The organism is Kitasatospora setae KM-6054 (assembly GCF_000269985.1).
In the GTDB taxonomy this organism is placed as follows: domain Bacteria; phylum Actinomycetota; class Actinomycetes; order Streptomycetales; family Streptomycetaceae; genus Kitasatospora; species Kitasatospora setae.
In genome coordinates this window covers 7,722,873-7,736,768 of record NC_016109.1, presented here as the reverse complement: position 1 = coordinate 7,736,768, position 13,896 = coordinate 7,722,873, and the positions used below count along the sequence as shown (strand labels likewise).

Here is a 13,896-nt window from a genome sequence, read left to right as displayed (position 1 = left end):
TGCCGTCAGTTCGCGGTCGGCCGCCCCGCCGAACGCCCTTTCCACCGGCTTCACTTGCCGCTCTTGCGGGTCGCGCAGCCGGCCGCTTCGGCGAGTGCGGGGTTGCGGTCGCGCAGGCCGCGGCAGAGTCCGGCCTCCTCGCTCTCGCCGGAGCGGGCGGTGCCGACCGCCCAGACCGCGCCCTGGGCGTCCTCGACCATCACCACCTTGGGCAGCGGGCGGGGCGGCGGGCCGCCGGTGACCTCGCCGGTGCGGGAGTCGAACTGCCCTTCGTGGCAAGGGCAGTAGAGGTCGCCGTCGGTGCCGTGGTCGCGCCGCCAGAGCACGCCGCAGGCCAGGTGGGTGCAGACCGTGGAGTAGCCGACCAGGGTGCCGTCGGGCAGCCGGATCGCCATCGCCCGGTCGTCCTCGCCGGGGTAGTCGAAGCTGACCGCCTCGCCGCGCTCCAGCCGGTCGGCGACCTTCAACGGGCCTGCGGTGCCGTCCCCGTGGCGGTGCAGCACGCCGGCCGAGACCACCGTGGAGCCGACCGCCAGGCCGCCGGAGACGGTGGCGACGATCCGCAGGTAGTCGCGCCGGGTGGTCAGCGAGTCGGCGCTGATCCGCTCCTTGAGCGCGGCCTGTTCGGCCCGGTGGTCGCCGGGGCCGCCGGGGTGGTCCGGGTGGTCCGGGTGGTCGAAGCCCTCCAGGCTCTCGGGGCCGCGGCCGCCGGAACCGGAGTGGCCGCCGGGGCCGGGGTGGCCGCCGCGGCCCTGGTCGCCGTGCGGATCAGGGGAGTTGACGGGGCTGGTCACGCCCTCGCTCCGTTCCCGGGCGTGGGCCGCCCGTTGACCTCGATCAGGTTCAGCATTCCGCCGGGGACGGGTGCCCGGCGCTCGGCCGGCACCACCATGGCGACGCCGGTGGAGACCACGGTGTCGCCGAACGCGAACATCGTGGAGACGTCCACGCCGGGCCGTTCGGCCTGGAGTTCCTCGACGGTGCCGTAGAACAGGGCACCGGTCGGGCAGACCGTGGCGCACATCGGCGCCAGGCCGTAGGAGGTGCGGTCGTAGCAGAGGTTGCACTTCATCTGGAGCTTGGCCTCCAGGTCGATCTTGGGCACGCCGAACGGGCAGGCGTTGACGCAGTTCGCGCAGCCGATGCAGCGGGTCGGGTCGGCTTCCTGCACCACACCGTCGGCGGTGATCAGGATCGCCTCGGCCGGGCAGACCTCGGCGCACGGGGCGACCGGGTCCTCGCAGTGCATGCAGACGGTCGGCAGCGAGGCGACGGTGTGGCCCTCGTCCGGGTAGTCCAGGTGGATCATCGACTTGCCGCGGTGCGAGTCGCACTCGCGGCAGGCCGACACGCAGGCCTGGCAGCCGATGCAGCGGCCGGGGTCGATGAAGATGGTGCGTCCCAGCATCCTCGGTCAGCCCCTCTCGGCGGTGCCGCGGCCCTGCGGCGAGGTCGGCGGCAGCGGGTCGGTGCGGGAGACCTGGGCCTCCGGGTAGGCCGCCCGGCCGGGCGGCACCGGCGGCGCGGGCACCGGGTCGATCCGCTCGGCCCGTTCGATCCGCACCGCGCACACCTTGTACTCGGGGATCTTCGAGCGCGGGTCGAGGGCGTCGATGGTCAGCGCGTTCGCGGCGACGGGGTACGGCCAGTGGTAGGGCACGAACACGTGGTCGGGGCGGATCGCCTCGGTCACCAGCGCGGGCAGCACCTCGCTGCCGCGCCGGGTCACCACCCGCACCGCCTCCCCGTTGCGGAACCCGTGCGAGGGGTGCACCTCGACCCACGGCCGGGGCGTCTGCTCGACCAGGCCGCCCAGGCGCCGGGTCTGGTTGCCGGACAGGAAGTGCGCGACGGTGCGCCCGGTGGTCAGCGTCATCGGGTACTCGTCGCTGTACGGGTCGGCCGGCGGGTGCCACTCCACCACCTGCATGTGCACCTTGCCGTCCGCGTGGTACGTCTTGCCGCCCTCGAACAGCCTTGGGGTGCCCGGGTGTTCGAGGCTCGGGCAGGGCCAGGCGATGCCGCCGGTCTGCTCCAGCCGCTCGTAGGTGATGCCGTAGTAGTCGATGACGGTGCCGGCCGAGGCGCGGCGCAGTTCGTCGAAGACGTCCTTGGAGCCCTCGAAGGCGAACTTGCTTCCCTCGCCGAGGCGTCGGGCGATCTCGCACATCACCCAGGTGTCGGTGCGCACGCCGGGCGGCGGGTCCTGGGCCTTGTTGTGCTTGACCACCCGGGCCTCGGCGTTGGCCATCACGCCCTCGTCCTCGGCCCAGGTGGTGACGGGGAAGACCACGTGCGCGTTGGCGGCGGTCTCGGAGAGGAAGAAGTCGAACTGGGCGTGGAACTCCAGCTTGTCGTAACCGTCCTTGACCACCGCGTAGTTGGGCAGCGAGACGAAGGGGTTGTTGCAGACTCCGATCAGGCCGCGGATCTCGCCGCGCTGCATCTGCCAGACCATTTCCATCATCGAGGTTCCGGCCTGCGGGAGTTCGGACTCCTCGATGCCCCAGATCGCGGCGACCTGGCGGCGGTGCGCCGGGTCGTTGATGGAGCGGCCGCCGGGCAGCAGGTCGGACTTCTGGCCGTGTTCGCGGCCGCCCTGGCCGTTGCCCTGGCCGGTGATGGTGCCGTAACCGGCGCCCGGGCGGCCGAGGTTGCCGGTGGCGGTGCACAGGTTGATGACGGTGAGGCAGTTCTCGACGCCCTGGGTGTGGTGCTCGATGCCGCGCGCGTGCCAGGCCATCGCCCGCTCCGCCCGCCCGAACACCCTCGCCACCTGGACGATCTGCTCCGCGGGGACGCCGCAGATCTCGGCGGCCCGGCTGGGCGGGTAGGCGGCGACGGTGGCCTTGACCTCGTCCCAGCCGGTGGTGTGCTCGGCCAGGAACGCCTCGTCGGTCAGGCCCTCCGCGACGATGACGTGCAGCACCGCGTTGAAGAACGCCGCGTCGGTACCGGACTTGAGCGCGACGTGGATGTCGGCGGTGCGGGCGACGGCGGTCTGCCGCGGGTCGACGATGATCAGGGTGGCGCCGCGGTCGCGGGCCCCCCACACGTACTGGGTCATCACCGGGAAGCACTCGCCGACGTTCGACCCGGCGATCAGCAGGCAGTCGGTCTGCAGGATGTCGGCGAACGGGTTGGCGGCCCGGTCGATGCCGAAGGCCAGCTTGTTGGCGCCGGCGGCGCTCACCATGCACAGCCGACCGTTGTAGTCGACGTGCCGGGTCTTCAGCGCGACCCGGGCGAACTTGCCCACCAGGTAGGTCTTCTCGGAGAACAGGCTGGCGCCGCCGAGCATCCCGAACGCGTCCCGACCCCGCTCGCCCTGGATCCGGCGGATCTCGGCGACGGTGTGGTCCAGCGCCTCCTCCCAACTCGCCTCGCGGAACGGCTCGTCGCGGCTGCGGCGGACCAGCGGCGCGGTCAGCCGGTCCGGGTGGTTGACCTGCTGGTAGGCGTTGATGCCCTTGGGGCACAGGCGCATCCGGTTGATGTCGTGGTTGCGCGGCTCGACGCCGAACACCTTGCCGTGGCCGTCCACCCGCAGGTACATCCCGCACTGCACGCCGCAGAAGCAGCAGTGCGTGGGGACGAGGGTCTGCTCGGTCTGGTCGGCCCGCCAGGCGGCGGCGGGCAGGCCGCCCGCGTCGCGGAAGTCGCGGGTGCCGAGCGGGGCGACGCTCGGGTCCAACGGGACGTGCTCGGTGCTCACTTGAACCCCCGCTTGACGTTCGACAGATAGGCGTTGCCGCGCAGCACCCGCTTGCAACGGGGGCAGTACTCCGCCCACTCGTCGAAGCCCAGCTTCAGGTCGCGCATGGTGGCCCGCAGGTTGTCCACCGCCGCGACGGTGTCGATCGGCTGGCCGCAGCGCTTGCACGCCTGGAGCTCCTGGGCGTCCGAACCCTTGCGCCGCGCCGTGTACTTGAACAGCTGCATGCCGACCGCGGCCGGGCGCTGCACGATGTGGAAGAACTTGCCGAACGGCAGGTAGACCAGGGTCAGGACGACCGAGGCCATGTGCAGGATGGCCAGGAACTCGTAGCCGCCGCCGTGCAGGAACATCTCGGAGAAGGTCAGCAGCAGGCCGGTGACCGAGATGGTGAGCAGGGCCAGCAGCGGCACGAAGTCGTAGCCGAAGCGCTGGCCGGTGGTGGCGGCGCGGTCGCGCATCCGCCGCCACAGGAAGTAGCCGGCGCCGCCGATCACCATCACGGCGGCCAGGTCGAGGCCGTGGTAGAGCGCCCAGCCGAGGAAGCTGCCGGAGTCGAAGCCGAACAGCTTGAAGCCCCACAGGCGCATCTCGTAGCCGGGGCCGGCCGCGCTGGAGGAGGTGAAGGTGAACCAGCCCCAGGTCAGCGGGAAGGTGATCGCGGCGGCCAGCAGGCAGCCCCAGAAGATCAGTTGGTGCGCGGCCCAGCGGGCGTGCGAACGGGCGCCGAGGAACTTCTGGAAGCCCAGGTAGGTGGCGATCATCTTGGGCAGCGCGGCGGGCGAGCGCTTGAGGTTCTCCCAGGAGAGCGCGGCCTTCCAGCCCTGCACGAAGAGCCGGCGGGCGGCCGGCGCGGAGACCCACACCACGTAGCGGTAGACCACGCCGAAGGTGAGGAACACGCTGGCCACCGCGTACGGGACCAGGGCCGAGTCGAAGTCCCGCAGCAGCCTGCTGCCCAGCACGATCGCGACCACCAGCAGCAGGCTCGCGGCAGCGGCGACGGCCGAGGCGCGGACCGCCGTCGACCTGGTCGCCGAGGCCACCACCCCGGCGACCCCGCCCCCGCCCGGACCGCCTCCGGTCGGACCGCCCCCGGTCGGGCTGCCCCCGGCCGGTCTGCCCTCCCAGGGCGGCGCTGTTCCGGTCACGCCCACTCTCCTCGGCGCTCGACAAGCACTTGGTCTGACGTTCTCTCAGCCGGACGTTAGCGATCGCCCCCGCCGTACGCCCGGCGCGCTGCCCCGCCTGCGGCGCGCCGCTGGGCCGGACGGGTGAGCGGGCGGCGCGCCCGGCCCGGCGGCACGGGGGTGGACTGATGGGGCGTCAGCGATTACGGTAGTGCTTCATGTTGAAGGACGTACATAATTCCGCCCCGGCCGAGGACACGGACGGCCACCTCTACGACCCCGGCGTGCGCGCCGCGATGGGCGCCTTCGCGCTCGGCGGCGACACGCTCGCCCTGGAGGCCGCCGCCTCCGTCCGCTCCGCCGCGCAGGCGATCGACCGGCTCCGCTCGCACGGCGCCGGCGGGCGCGGCCTCAGCTCCGGGGCGCTCGACGTGCTCGCCCGGCTCGGCAACGCCGGGGAGGCCGGGCTGAGCATCGGCGAACTGGCCCGGGCCGGCGGCGTCAGCTCGCGCAACGTGACCGGACTGGTCGACACCCTGGAGGGCGAGCGACTGGCCCTGCGCGCCCAGGACCCGGACGACCGGCGCTCCGTCCGGGTCACCATCACCCCCGAGGGTCACGCCTGGCTGGAGTCCTTCCGCGCGCCGACCCAGCGCGCCATGGCCGCGGTCTTCCGCAGCTTCACCCCCGGGGAACTGGCCGCCTTCCGGCACCTGTGCCTGCGCGTGGTCGCCAACCAGCGGCAGCTGGAGCAGTACCTGGGGCAGAGCCGGGCGCCGGAAACGGAGGTCTCCCCCACCTGACCGCACCGCCGCCTTGCCGCCACCCGGTTGACCCGCCACCCCGTTAATCCGTTGCCGGGCGCGCGTGCGCATCGGAATGATGTTTCACATGGCATCCCACGTGCACGACGCGCCCGGCCCCACACCCGCCCCGCCCGCCGACTGGGCGGAGATCAACCGCGCCAACTGGGACGAGCGGGTGCCCGTCCACGTCGGCGGGAAGTTCTACGACCTCCCGGGCTTCGTCGCCGGGGCGGACACCCTGCTCGACTTCGAGCTCGCCGAGGTCGGCGAGGTCACCGGCAAGCAGCTGCTCCACCTGCAGTGCCACCTCGGGCTGGACACCCTCTCCTGGGCCCGGCGCGGCGCCCGCGTGACCGGGCTGGACTTCTCCGCCCCCGCGGTCGCCGAGGCCGCGAAGCTCGCGGAGCGGATCGGCGCCGACACCGCCCGGTTCGTCGTGTCGGACGTGTACGCGGCGGCCGAGGCGCTGGCCGGGGAGAGATTCGACGTGGTGTACACCGGCCGGGGCGCGCTGCCCTGGCTGCCCGACCTGGCCCGCTGGGCGCGGACGGTCGCGGCGCTGCTGCGCCCCGGCGGCTTCCTGTACCTCGCGGAGTTCCACCCGCTGGCGGACCTGGTCGAGGAGGATCCCGGCGTCCTGGTGGAGGACTACTTCCAGCGGGCGCCCCAACTGGTGGAGGACTCGGGCAGTTACGCGGACCAGGACGCCGCGCTGGCCTCGTCCCGGACGGTGCAGTGGCAGCACGGCCTGGGCGACGTGGTCAGCGCCCTCGCGGCGGCCGGCCTGCGCCTGGAGTTCCTGCACGAGCACGCGCACGGCCACTTCCGCCTCCCGGCCGGCCCGCGCCTCCCGCTGGTCTACTCGCTGCGGGCCGTCCGCCCGTCCTGACGGCCCACCCGGTCAGCCGCCCGGTGGGAAGCCGCCCGATGGGAAGCCGTCCGGTCAGCCGATCGCGTCGACGGCGGCCCGGACGGCTTCCGGGTGGGCGAGCAGGTCGGTGCCGTCGGCCCACTGGTCGACCGCGCCGGTCAGCGGCCGGTCGCGCAACTCCGGCGCGGTGACGGTCTGTTGCAGGGCCCGGGCGAAGCGGTCGGCGTGCAGCACGAGGTACGGGCGGCCGTGGTAGCGGCGGCGGGCCGGGTCGAGCGGCGCGGTCAGGCCGAGCGCGTTGTGGGCGCGGGCGGCGGCCCGGTACGCGTCGCACAGGTGCCGTTCGCGGGCGGCCGGGTCGGCGGCGGCCAGCGCGGCGCGCAGGTGCGGGGCCAGCGCGGGGGCGGCGTCCAGGCGGTCGAAGGCGGTGCCGAGCCACTTGCCGTACGGGGCGTAGCGGCGGCTCATCAGGAAGGTGAGCCGGATCAGGTCGCGGACCAGGCGGGCGGTGGTCAGGGCTGCGCCGAGGTCGTCGCCGGCCTCGGCGCAGCGGCCGACGAAGGCTTCCTCCTGGGCGATCCGCTGCCACTGGCAGGCCAGCAGGTGGCGCCACACCTGGTCGGGGTACCAGCGCAGGCGGGCGCGGGCGGCGGTGAGGATGCCGGGGCCGTCGTGGAAGACCGCGCCGGCGGTGAACTCGGCGAGGCGCTGCTGCGGGAGGGCCAGCCAGTCGGTGGGGCCGGGGTCGGTGGCGGCCCAGGCGGCGGCGGGCGGGCCGAGGTGTCCGGCGAGCCAGGTCGGCAGGTCGTGGACGGTGACGCGGTGGTCGACGAGGCCGGCGGGGGCCGGTTCGAGGTGGCTGACCGGGTCGTGGGGGTCGCCGCTGCGGCGGTAGTGGGTGGACCAGCCGCGGATCCGTCCGGGCAGCCGCTCGGCGAGCAGTTCGCGGATCGCGGGGCCGTGTCGGCGGGCGTCCGCCGGGTCCAGGAAGAGTTGCAGGCGCGGCCCCCAGTCGTGGTCGGTGGAGCGCGCGGTGTCGAAGCCGAGCACCTCCGAGCCGGGGCCGATCCGGGCGGCCGCGTGCCGCAGCCCCGGGTGGGCGCGGGCCAGGATCGGGCGGACGGCCTCCTCGTACAGGGCCCGGGCCAGGTCGAGGCCGGGCACGAAGGGCGGATCGAGCGGGACGGGCGGGTCGGGCGGGTCGGTGGCGGTCATGCGGCCCACTGTGGCGGCGCGCGACGGGCGGGTCCACCGTTTATCGCCCGCCCGCCCGCCCGCCCGCCCCGCGCCGCGCCGTCCCGTTCCTCCCCGGTGGTCAGCCGACGGCGGCCGGGCGCCTGCCGAGGGCCTTCGGGGCGGCCGCGGTGGCGGGTGCGGCGGGGTGCGCGGGCGGGTCGGGGTGGTCGGGGCGGTGCCGGATCGGTACGGCGATCAGCAGGCCGAGGCTGACCAGGGCGTACGCGCTGCCGCCGAACAGGGTGCCGAGGTCGCGTCCGTCGGGGCGCCAGAGCCACACCATGCCGCTGGAGACGACGAGTTGGAGCAGCCAGCAGAGGGTGAGCCACCAGCGCCGGCGCCGGGTGCGGTCGAGGGCGGCGTCGGCGAGGACGACCAGGGCGGGCAGCATCCAGACCAGGTGGTGCACCCAGGTGATCGGGCTGACCAGGCAGCAGGCGAGGCCGGTGAGGCTGTACGCGGCGAGGCTGTCGCCGGCCCGGGTGGCGCGGTGCAGGCGGTACGCCCAGATCGCGAGGACGGCCAGCGAGGCGGCCACCCACAGGGTGCGGCCGGGGAGTTGGGGGCCGAGCCGGGCGATCAGCCCTTGCAGGGACTGGTTGGACATGTTGGCGAAGCCGCCGACCCGGTTGGTGTCCCACAGCGTGGCGGTCCAGAACTGGCGGGAGACCTCCGGGCCGATCAGGAAGCCGACGCCGGTGGCGCCGAGCGCGGTGGCGGTGGCGGTCGCGGCGGCCCGCCACTGGCGGGTGAGCAGCAGGTGGACGATGAACAGCGCCGGGGTCAGTTTGATCGCGGCGGCCAGCCCGGTGCCGACTCCGGCCAGCAACCGCCATCTGCGGCTGGTGATTTGACGGCTCGTCAACTGCCGGTCGGCGAAGACCAGGGCGACCAACAGCAGGTTGACCTGGCCGAAGCTGAAGGTGTCGCGGACGGGGTTGGTGAGGCCGCACAGGCAGGCCGCCAGGCCGTACGCGTACCAGCGGCACCAGCCGCGGCGGCGGGCGATCGGGTCGACCAGCCAGTACAGCAGCAGCGCGGTGGCGGCGGCGGAGAGCGCGACGCTGACGGCGATCGCCGGGTGCCAGCCGAACAGCCGCATCGGCAGCATGCAGACGGCGGCGAACGGCGGGTAGGTGAACCCGTAGACGGTGCCGGGCCGGACGTAGTCGTAGAGCCGGCCGGTGTCGGCCCAGTGCCGGACGGTGCCGTAGTACACGCCGACGTCGAACCAGCCGCGGTGGCCCGGGATGAACGCCAGGACGAGCGTGGTGGCGAGGACGGCGGTGGCGAGGACCGCGCTCCTGGCGGTGGTGGTGCCGCGGGTCAGCAAGCCGGCTGCCTTTCCTGGAACGACATCTGACGTTCGGTCAGCATGATGGTGGCCGCCCCGGCCGCGATGCCGCCGGCGGCGAGCACCAACTCGGCGGAGTCAGGCCCGAATCCGTCCGGCATGACGGTGAACGCCAGCGCGGCACAGCAGAGTTCGGCGGCGAGACGGGCGTGCGGGGTGCGCGCGGCGAACGCGGCGGGCAGCACGCACCACAGCGCGTACCAGGGCCGGAAGGCCGGGCCGAGCAGGATCACCGCGCCGAACCCGAGCGCCAGGGCCGCCGCCGGCTCGCTCCCCCGCCGCACCACCCCGGCCGCCAGTAGGCAGACCACGGCGGCCGCGACGGCCAGGCCGAGCAGCCGGACGGCGCCGACCAGCCGCTCCGGGTCGGCCCCGGCCAGGGCGGCGAGCAGCCGACCCAGGCTGCTGGTCGGCGACCAACTGCTGCTGGTGGCCGGGGTGGTGAGCGCGGCGACCCAGCCGTAGCCGGTGCCCGCGGCGGCGGTGACGGCGACCGTGGTCGCGGCGGCGGCCAGCAGCGACGTCCCGGCGGTGCGCAGCCTCGCCCGGCCCGGCGCGGGCGGGCCGGAGCCGGCGCGCGGGGTGCCGGCGCGCGGGGTGCCGGCGATCCACCAGGCGGCGGGGAGGGCGAGGGCGGCGGGGGCCTTGGTGAGGGCGGCGAGGGTGATCAGGGCGGCGGCGAGGTGCGGGCGGCGGTGGGTGGCGGCGAGCAGGCCGGCCAGCATCAGGGCGAGCGGCGCGGCGTCGTTGTGCGCGCCGGCCACCAGGTGCAGCAGGACCAGCGGGTTGAGCGCGCCCAGCCGCAGCGCGGCGGCGGGGTCGGTGCCGAGGCGGCGGGCGAGCGCGGGCAGCAGGGCGGTCAGCGCGGCGACCGCCAGGACGGCGGCCAAGCGCAGCAACAGCGTTCCGGCGTAGGGGTGTTGGGCGAGCGGGGCGACGGCCCGGGCCAGCAGCAGGAAGCCGGGCCCGTACGGGGCGGGGGTGTGCTGCCAGACCTGGGGTATCTGCTGGGCGGCGGGGCCGCCGAGCAGCGCGGGACCGTCCGCGTAGACGTCGAACCCGCCCGCCAGCATGGCGCCTTGGGCCAGGTAGCTGTAGACGTCGCGGCTGAACAGCGGGGGCAGCAGCAGGAGCGGGGCGGCCCACCAGGCCAGGGTGGCGGTCAGCCAGCGGGTGCCGGGCGGGCGCTGTCCGTCGGTGGGGCGGCCGAGCAGCAGCCAGGCGGCGGTGAGGACGGTCAGGCCGGCGAAGACCAGGACGGTGCCGGCGCCGCCGGAGGCGCGCAGGGTGGGGCCGGTGGCGGTGGCCGGCAGAGCACCGGAGGTGAGTCCGCCGGCGGCGAGGGCGAGCGAGCCCAGGAGTCCGAGCCACCGGTACCGGCTCGGGTAGGCGTTCGCGCCCGTGTTCGGCATGTCGGGAACGCTCGCAGAACGGCGTGGCCCGCGGGGGAAGAGTCGGCGTCCGCCGGGTGTCCGCGGGGCGTCCGGATCATGCCGTGCGCAGGCCGGGACGGGTGTGCCCGCCGAGACGCCGTGGCGGGGCCGAACCGGCCATTCAGCATGTGCACATCTGGTCTCCCACGGACGTCCACCCGGGGGTTGTCCGGGTCGGGGAGACATACGGGGGCCGCCCGTGGCCGGTGCCGCCCGACCGGCGGTCCGGGTACGAGCGCTCGTGTCGTTGCGTGTCGTCCCGTGCCGTCCGTCGCCACCCTATCGCGCCCCGAGAGACCGGAGAGTCCCGCCATGACCACCGCCCCCGCCCGCACCGGAAAGTTCCCCGCCCAGGCCGCCTCCCGGCTCTCGTCGAGCCGGCCGTCGGAGCCCCAACAGCCCACCTACCAGCTGGCGTTCGCCCGGACCGCGGAGGAGGTGCGGGAGGCCCAGCGGCTGCGCTACCAGGTGTTCGCCCAGGAGATGGGCGCGGTGCTGGACACCCCGCTGCCGGGGCTGGACGCCGACCCGTTCGACGAGTTCTGCGACCACCTGCTGGTGCGCGAGCAGCCCACCGGCGAGGTGGTCGGCACGTACCGGCTGCTGCGGCCCGAACAGGCGCGCCGCGCGGGCCGGTTGTACTCCGACACCGAGTTCGACCTGGCCCGGCTGGGCGGGCTGCGGGACGGCATGGTGGAGGTCGGACGGTCCTGCATCGCCGAGGCCCACCGCGGCAACGGCGCGGTGATCAACCTGATGTGGGGCGGCATCGCCCGCTACATGACCGCCACCGGCAACGCCTGGCTGGCGGGCTGCTGCTCGGTGCCGCTGGCCGACGGCGGCACGACGGCCGCCGGGGTGTGGGACGCCGTCTCCGCCAAGCACCTGGCCCCGCAGCAGTACCGGGTCGCGCCGCTGCGCCCGTGGTCGGCGGAGGGCATCGCCCGGCAGGGCCGCACCCCCGTCCCGGCGCTGCTGCGCGGCTACCTGCGGCTGGGCGCCTGGGTGTGCGGCGAGCCCGCGTACGACCCGGACTTCAACGTGGCGGACCTGTACGTGCTGCTGTCGCTGGAGCGCACCGACCCGCGCTACCTGCGGCACTTCCTGGCCGCGGCGGCGGACCTGCCGGTCTCCGCGGTCACCGGCGGGACGGGGGCCGGCCAGGACGCCGACCCGGCTTCCGGCGGCGGCACTCCGCTCGGGACTTCTCGGGGGACTTCGCCGGGGGCTTCGCGCGGAACGGCGACGGCGGCATGAGTGCCTGGCTGCCGACCGCGCCGTGCACGCCCGGCGACTGCGTGACGGTCGCCGGGCCCCGGGCCGGCCTGCCCCGGCGGGTGCTGCGGCTGGCCGCCTGCCTGGCGGTACTGGCCGCCGGACTGCTCGCGGTACCGCTGGTGCGGGCGCTGGCCTGGCTGCCGACGGAGCGGCTGGTGCGCTGCTGGGCGCGGCTGCTGCTGGCCGCGCTGGGCGTACGGGCGCGCGCGCTGGCCGTCCCCGGCCCCGCCCGGGGACGGGGACGGGACTGGGGACGGGGATGGAAGTGGACGCGGGGCCGGGACCGGGCGGCGGGGGGCTCGCTGGTGGTGGCCAACCACGTCTCCTGGCTGGACATCCTGCTGGTGGCCTCGGTCCGCCCGGGCCGGATGCTGGCGAAGACCGAGGTCGGCCGCTGGCCGGTGCTCGGCCCGCTGACCTCCTGGGGCGGCACGATCCTGCTCGACCGGGACCGGCTGCGGGCGCTGCCGGGCACCGTCGACGAGATCGCGGCGGCACTGCGCGCGGGCGGCCGGGTGGTGGTCTTCCCGGAGGGCAGCACCTGGTGCGGACACGGCGGCGGCCGGTTCCGCCCGGCGCTGTTCGAGGCGGCCGTCCGGGCCGACGCTCCCGTGCAGCCGCTGGTGCTGCGCTACCGCACCCCGGACGGGCGGCCCAGCACGGCACCGGCGTTCGTCGGCGAGGACGGCCTGCTGGCCTCGATGTGGCGGGTCGTCTCGGTCCGGGCACTGACCGCCGAGGTCGAGTTCCTGCCGCAACTGCCGCCCGCGCTGTTCCCGAGCCGCCGCCACCTCGCGGCGGCGGCCCAACGGGTGGTCGACCGGCGGCGCCACCCGGACGGCACCTCCGGCACGCGGGCCTGTCCGGGCTGCACCCACCCCGTCGAGGGGCCGGTGCGCGTCCCGGGCGAGGACCGGGCCCCCGCCACTACCGCCCTGCGAGTGCCGCACCGGAGCGGCACCGCCACTCCGGCTCCCTCCCCGACTCCTCCGGCCGTCCCGGTGCGGGCCGGGCGGTAACCGGACCGGTCGGCGCCGATCCGCTCGGCCGTCGCGCGCGGGGCCCGGGTGCCGCGACCGGGGGCGGTGGCGGCCGGGGCGGGCCCGCGGAGTGCCTCCCGTATGATCGGGCGAGTTCAGAAAAGGGCGAGGAGGTGCTCGATGCAGGTGGACGAGGAGGCCGTCGGCGCGGTGCTGAACCGGCTGCGCCGGGCACAGGGCCAGCTGGCCGGCGTGATCGCGATGATCGAGGCCGGACGCGACTGCAAGGACGTGGTGACCCAGCTCGCCGCCGTCTCGCGCGCGCTGGACCGGGCCGGGTTCAAGATCCTCGCCAGCGGCATGCGCCAGTGCCTCGCCGAGGCCGAGGAGGGCGGGGCACCGATGAGCGAGGCGGAGCTCGAAAAGATGTTCCTCACCCTGGCCTGATCCGTTCCGGCCTGGCCCCGCCCGGCAGACCCGCACGGGCTTCGCGTAGCGCACGTGACGCAACACGCATGACGCAACACGCATGACGCAACACGCATGACGCAACACGCATGACGCAACACGCATGACGCAACACGCATGACGCAACACGCATGACGCAACACGCATGACGCAACACGCACCGCGCTGGAGCGCGGTGCGTGTTGCGTCGCGGGTGGCTCAGGCGAGCGCCAGGAAGAGCTTCTCCAGCTCGGCCTCGCTCATCGGCGCGCCGCCTTCCTCCGCCTCGGCCATGCACTGGCGCATGCCGCTGGCCACGATCTTGAACCCGGCGCGGTCCAGGGCCCGGGACACGGCGGCGAGCTGGGTCACCACGTCCTTGCAGTCGCGTCCGGCCTCGATCATCGCGATCACGCCGGCCAGCTGGCCCTGTGCCCGGCGCAGCCGGTTCAGCACCGCGCCGACGGCCTCGTCGCCCACCTGCATCGGGTCTCCTCCTCGTCCTCGACGGGGCGGCCGGTCGCCGCCCGTCCCCGTGTTCCGTACCGGGCACGGAACACCCGGTGACGTTCTGCTCATACCCCCTCCCGTATCAACCTGACCGGCGGACGGCGCATTCCCCGCCCACCCGGCCCCGCCCGGCCCC

The 13,896-nt window shown here is 74.8% G+C and carries 13 protein-coding genes; 5 read left to right on the top strand and 8 right to left on the bottom strand.

Translation table 11 applies throughout. The annotated features are described in order from the left end of the window. Window positions 1-50: 50 nt before the first annotated feature. The 4 genes from KSE_RS33945 to KSE_RS33930 form a co-directional block, all read right to left on the bottom strand. On the bottom strand, window positions 51-689 hold the full coding sequence (locus KSE_RS33945; RefSeq protein ID WP_051056037.1) for a QcrA and Rieske domain-containing protein: 639 nt from the start codon (window positions 687-689) through the stop codon (window positions 51-53). 101 nt (window positions 690-790) lie between these two features. Next, a complete protein-coding gene (locus tag KSE_RS33940; RefSeq protein WP_014139915.1) occupies window positions 791-1,408 on the bottom strand; it encodes a 4Fe-4S dicluster domain-containing protein in 618 nt (205 codons plus the stop codon). 6 nt (window positions 1,409-1,414) lie between these two features. Beyond that, window positions 1,415-3,715: a molybdopterin oxidoreductase family protein gene (locus tag KSE_RS33935; RefSeq protein WP_014139914.1), complete on the bottom strand. Its 2,301-nt coding sequence runs from the start codon at window positions 3,713-3,715 to the stop codon at window positions 1,415-1,417. Beyond that, window positions 3,712-4,866, bottom strand: coding sequence for an MFS transporter (locus KSE_RS33930; RefSeq protein ID WP_407927458.1), 1,155 nt, complete (start codon window positions 4,864-4,866; stop codon window positions 3,712-3,714). Before KSE_RS33930 ends, KSE_RS33935 begins: the two co-directional genes overlap by 4 nt. Window positions 4,867-5,063: 197 nt before the next feature. On the opposite strand from KSE_RS33930, the gene KSE_RS33925 reads away from it, so the two are divergent. After that, the gene (locus KSE_RS33925; protein ID WP_014139912.1) at window positions 5,064-5,648 is read left to right on the top strand and encodes a MarR family winged helix-turn-helix transcriptional regulator; all 585 of its coding nucleotides are present in this window, start codon (window positions 5,064-5,066) and stop codon (window positions 5,646-5,648) included. A gap of 88 nt (window positions 5,649-5,736) precedes the next feature. Then, window positions 5,737-6,540 carry a class I SAM-dependent methyltransferase gene (locus KSE_RS33920; RefSeq protein WP_033260190.1) on the top strand — a complete coding sequence of 268 codons (804 nt, stop codon included), beginning with the start codon at window positions 5,737-5,739 and terminating at the stop codon, window positions 6,538-6,540. Between the two features lie 54 nt (window positions 6,541-6,594). Here KSE_RS33920 and KSE_RS33915 read toward each other — a convergent pair whose 3' ends face one another. From KSE_RS33915 to mptB, 3 genes are all read right to left on the bottom strand, one after another. Next, window positions 6,595-7,737 (bottom strand): DUF4037 domain-containing protein, encoded by a 1,143-nt coding sequence (locus KSE_RS33915; RefSeq protein WP_014139910.1) that lies wholly within the window; start codon window positions 7,735-7,737, stop codon window positions 6,595-6,597. 100 nt (window positions 7,738-7,837) lie between these two features. Beyond that, on the bottom strand, window positions 7,838-9,091 hold the full coding sequence (locus KSE_RS33910) for a glycosyltransferase 87 family protein (RefSeq protein ID WP_014139909.1): 1,254 nt from the start codon (window positions 9,089-9,091) through the stop codon (window positions 7,838-7,840). After that, window positions 9,085-10,524, bottom strand: a complete 1,440-nt coding sequence (gene mptB, locus KSE_RS33905; RefSeq protein ID WP_014139908.1) for a polyprenol phosphomannose-dependent alpha 1,6 mannosyltransferase MptB — start codon at window positions 10,522-10,524, stop codon at window positions 9,085-9,087. Before mptB ends, KSE_RS33910 begins: the two co-directional genes overlap by 7 nt. 333 nt (window positions 10,525-10,857) lie before the next feature. Here mptB and KSE_RS33900 point away from each other — a divergent pair, with 333 nt between their 5' ends. The 3 genes from KSE_RS33900 (at window position 10,858) to KSE_RS33890 (ending at window position 13,250) form a co-directional block, all read left to right on the top strand. Next, window positions 10,858-11,802, top strand: a complete 945-nt coding sequence (locus KSE_RS33900) for a GNAT family N-acetyltransferase (RefSeq protein ID WP_014139907.1) — start codon at window positions 10,858-10,860, stop codon at window positions 11,800-11,802. Continuing rightward, a complete protein-coding gene (locus tag KSE_RS33895; RefSeq protein ID WP_014139906.1) occupies window positions 11,799-12,842 on the top strand; it encodes a lysophospholipid acyltransferase family protein in 1,044 nt (347 codons plus the stop codon). The genes KSE_RS33900 and KSE_RS33895 overlap by 4 nt, the downstream gene beginning before the upstream one ends. Window positions 12,843-12,983: 141 nt before the next feature. Further along, a complete protein-coding gene (locus KSE_RS33890; protein ID WP_014139905.1) occupies window positions 12,984-13,250 on the top strand; it encodes a metal-sensitive transcriptional regulator in 267 nt (88 codons plus the stop codon). Window positions 13,251-13,469: 219 nt separating this feature from the next. Here the strand turns inward: KSE_RS33890 and KSE_RS33885 are convergent, their stop codons facing one another. Next, the gene (locus KSE_RS33885) at window positions 13,470-13,736 is read right to left on the bottom strand and encodes a metal-sensitive transcriptional regulator (RefSeq protein ID WP_014139904.1); all 267 of its coding nucleotides are present in this window, start codon (window positions 13,734-13,736) and stop codon (window positions 13,470-13,472) included. Between the last annotated feature and the right edge of the window lie 160 nt (window positions 13,737-13,896).

What these genes read in the sequence shown, in the direction of transcription:
- KSE_RS33940 (WP_014139915.1), bottom strand. Translation starts at nt 1,408, where the DNA reads ATGCTGGGACGCACCATCTTCATCGACCCCGGCCGCTGCATCGGCTGC.
- KSE_RS33925 (WP_014139912.1), top strand. Translation starts at nt 5,064, where the DNA reads ATGTTGAAGGACGTACATAATTCCGCCCCGGCCGAGGACACGGACGGC.
- KSE_RS33920 (WP_033260190.1), top strand. Translation starts at nt 5,737, where the DNA reads ATGGCATCCCACGTGCACGACGCGCCCGGCCCCACACCCGCCCCGCCC.
- KSE_RS33915 (WP_014139910.1), bottom strand. Translation starts at nt 7,737, where the DNA reads ATGACCGCCACCGACCCGCCCGACCCGCCCGTCCCGCTCGATCCGCCC.
- mptB (WP_014139908.1), bottom strand. Translation starts at nt 10,524, where the DNA reads ATGCCGAACACGGGCGCGAACGCCTACCCGAGCCGGTACCGGTGGCTC.
- KSE_RS33900 (WP_014139907.1), top strand. Translation starts at nt 10,858, where the DNA reads ATGACCACCGCCCCCGCCCGCACCGGAAAGTTCCCCGCCCAGGCCGCC.
- KSE_RS33895 (WP_014139906.1), top strand. Translation starts at nt 11,799, where the DNA reads ATGAGTGCCTGGCTGCCGACCGCGCCGTGCACGCCCGGCGACTGCGTG.
- KSE_RS33890 (WP_014139905.1), top strand. Translation starts at nt 12,984, where the DNA reads ATGCAGGTGGACGAGGAGGCCGTCGGCGCGGTGCTGAACCGGCTGCGC.
- KSE_RS33885 (WP_014139904.1), bottom strand. Translation starts at nt 13,736, where the DNA reads ATGCAGGTGGGCGACGAGGCCGTCGGCGCGGTGCTGAACCGGCTGCGC.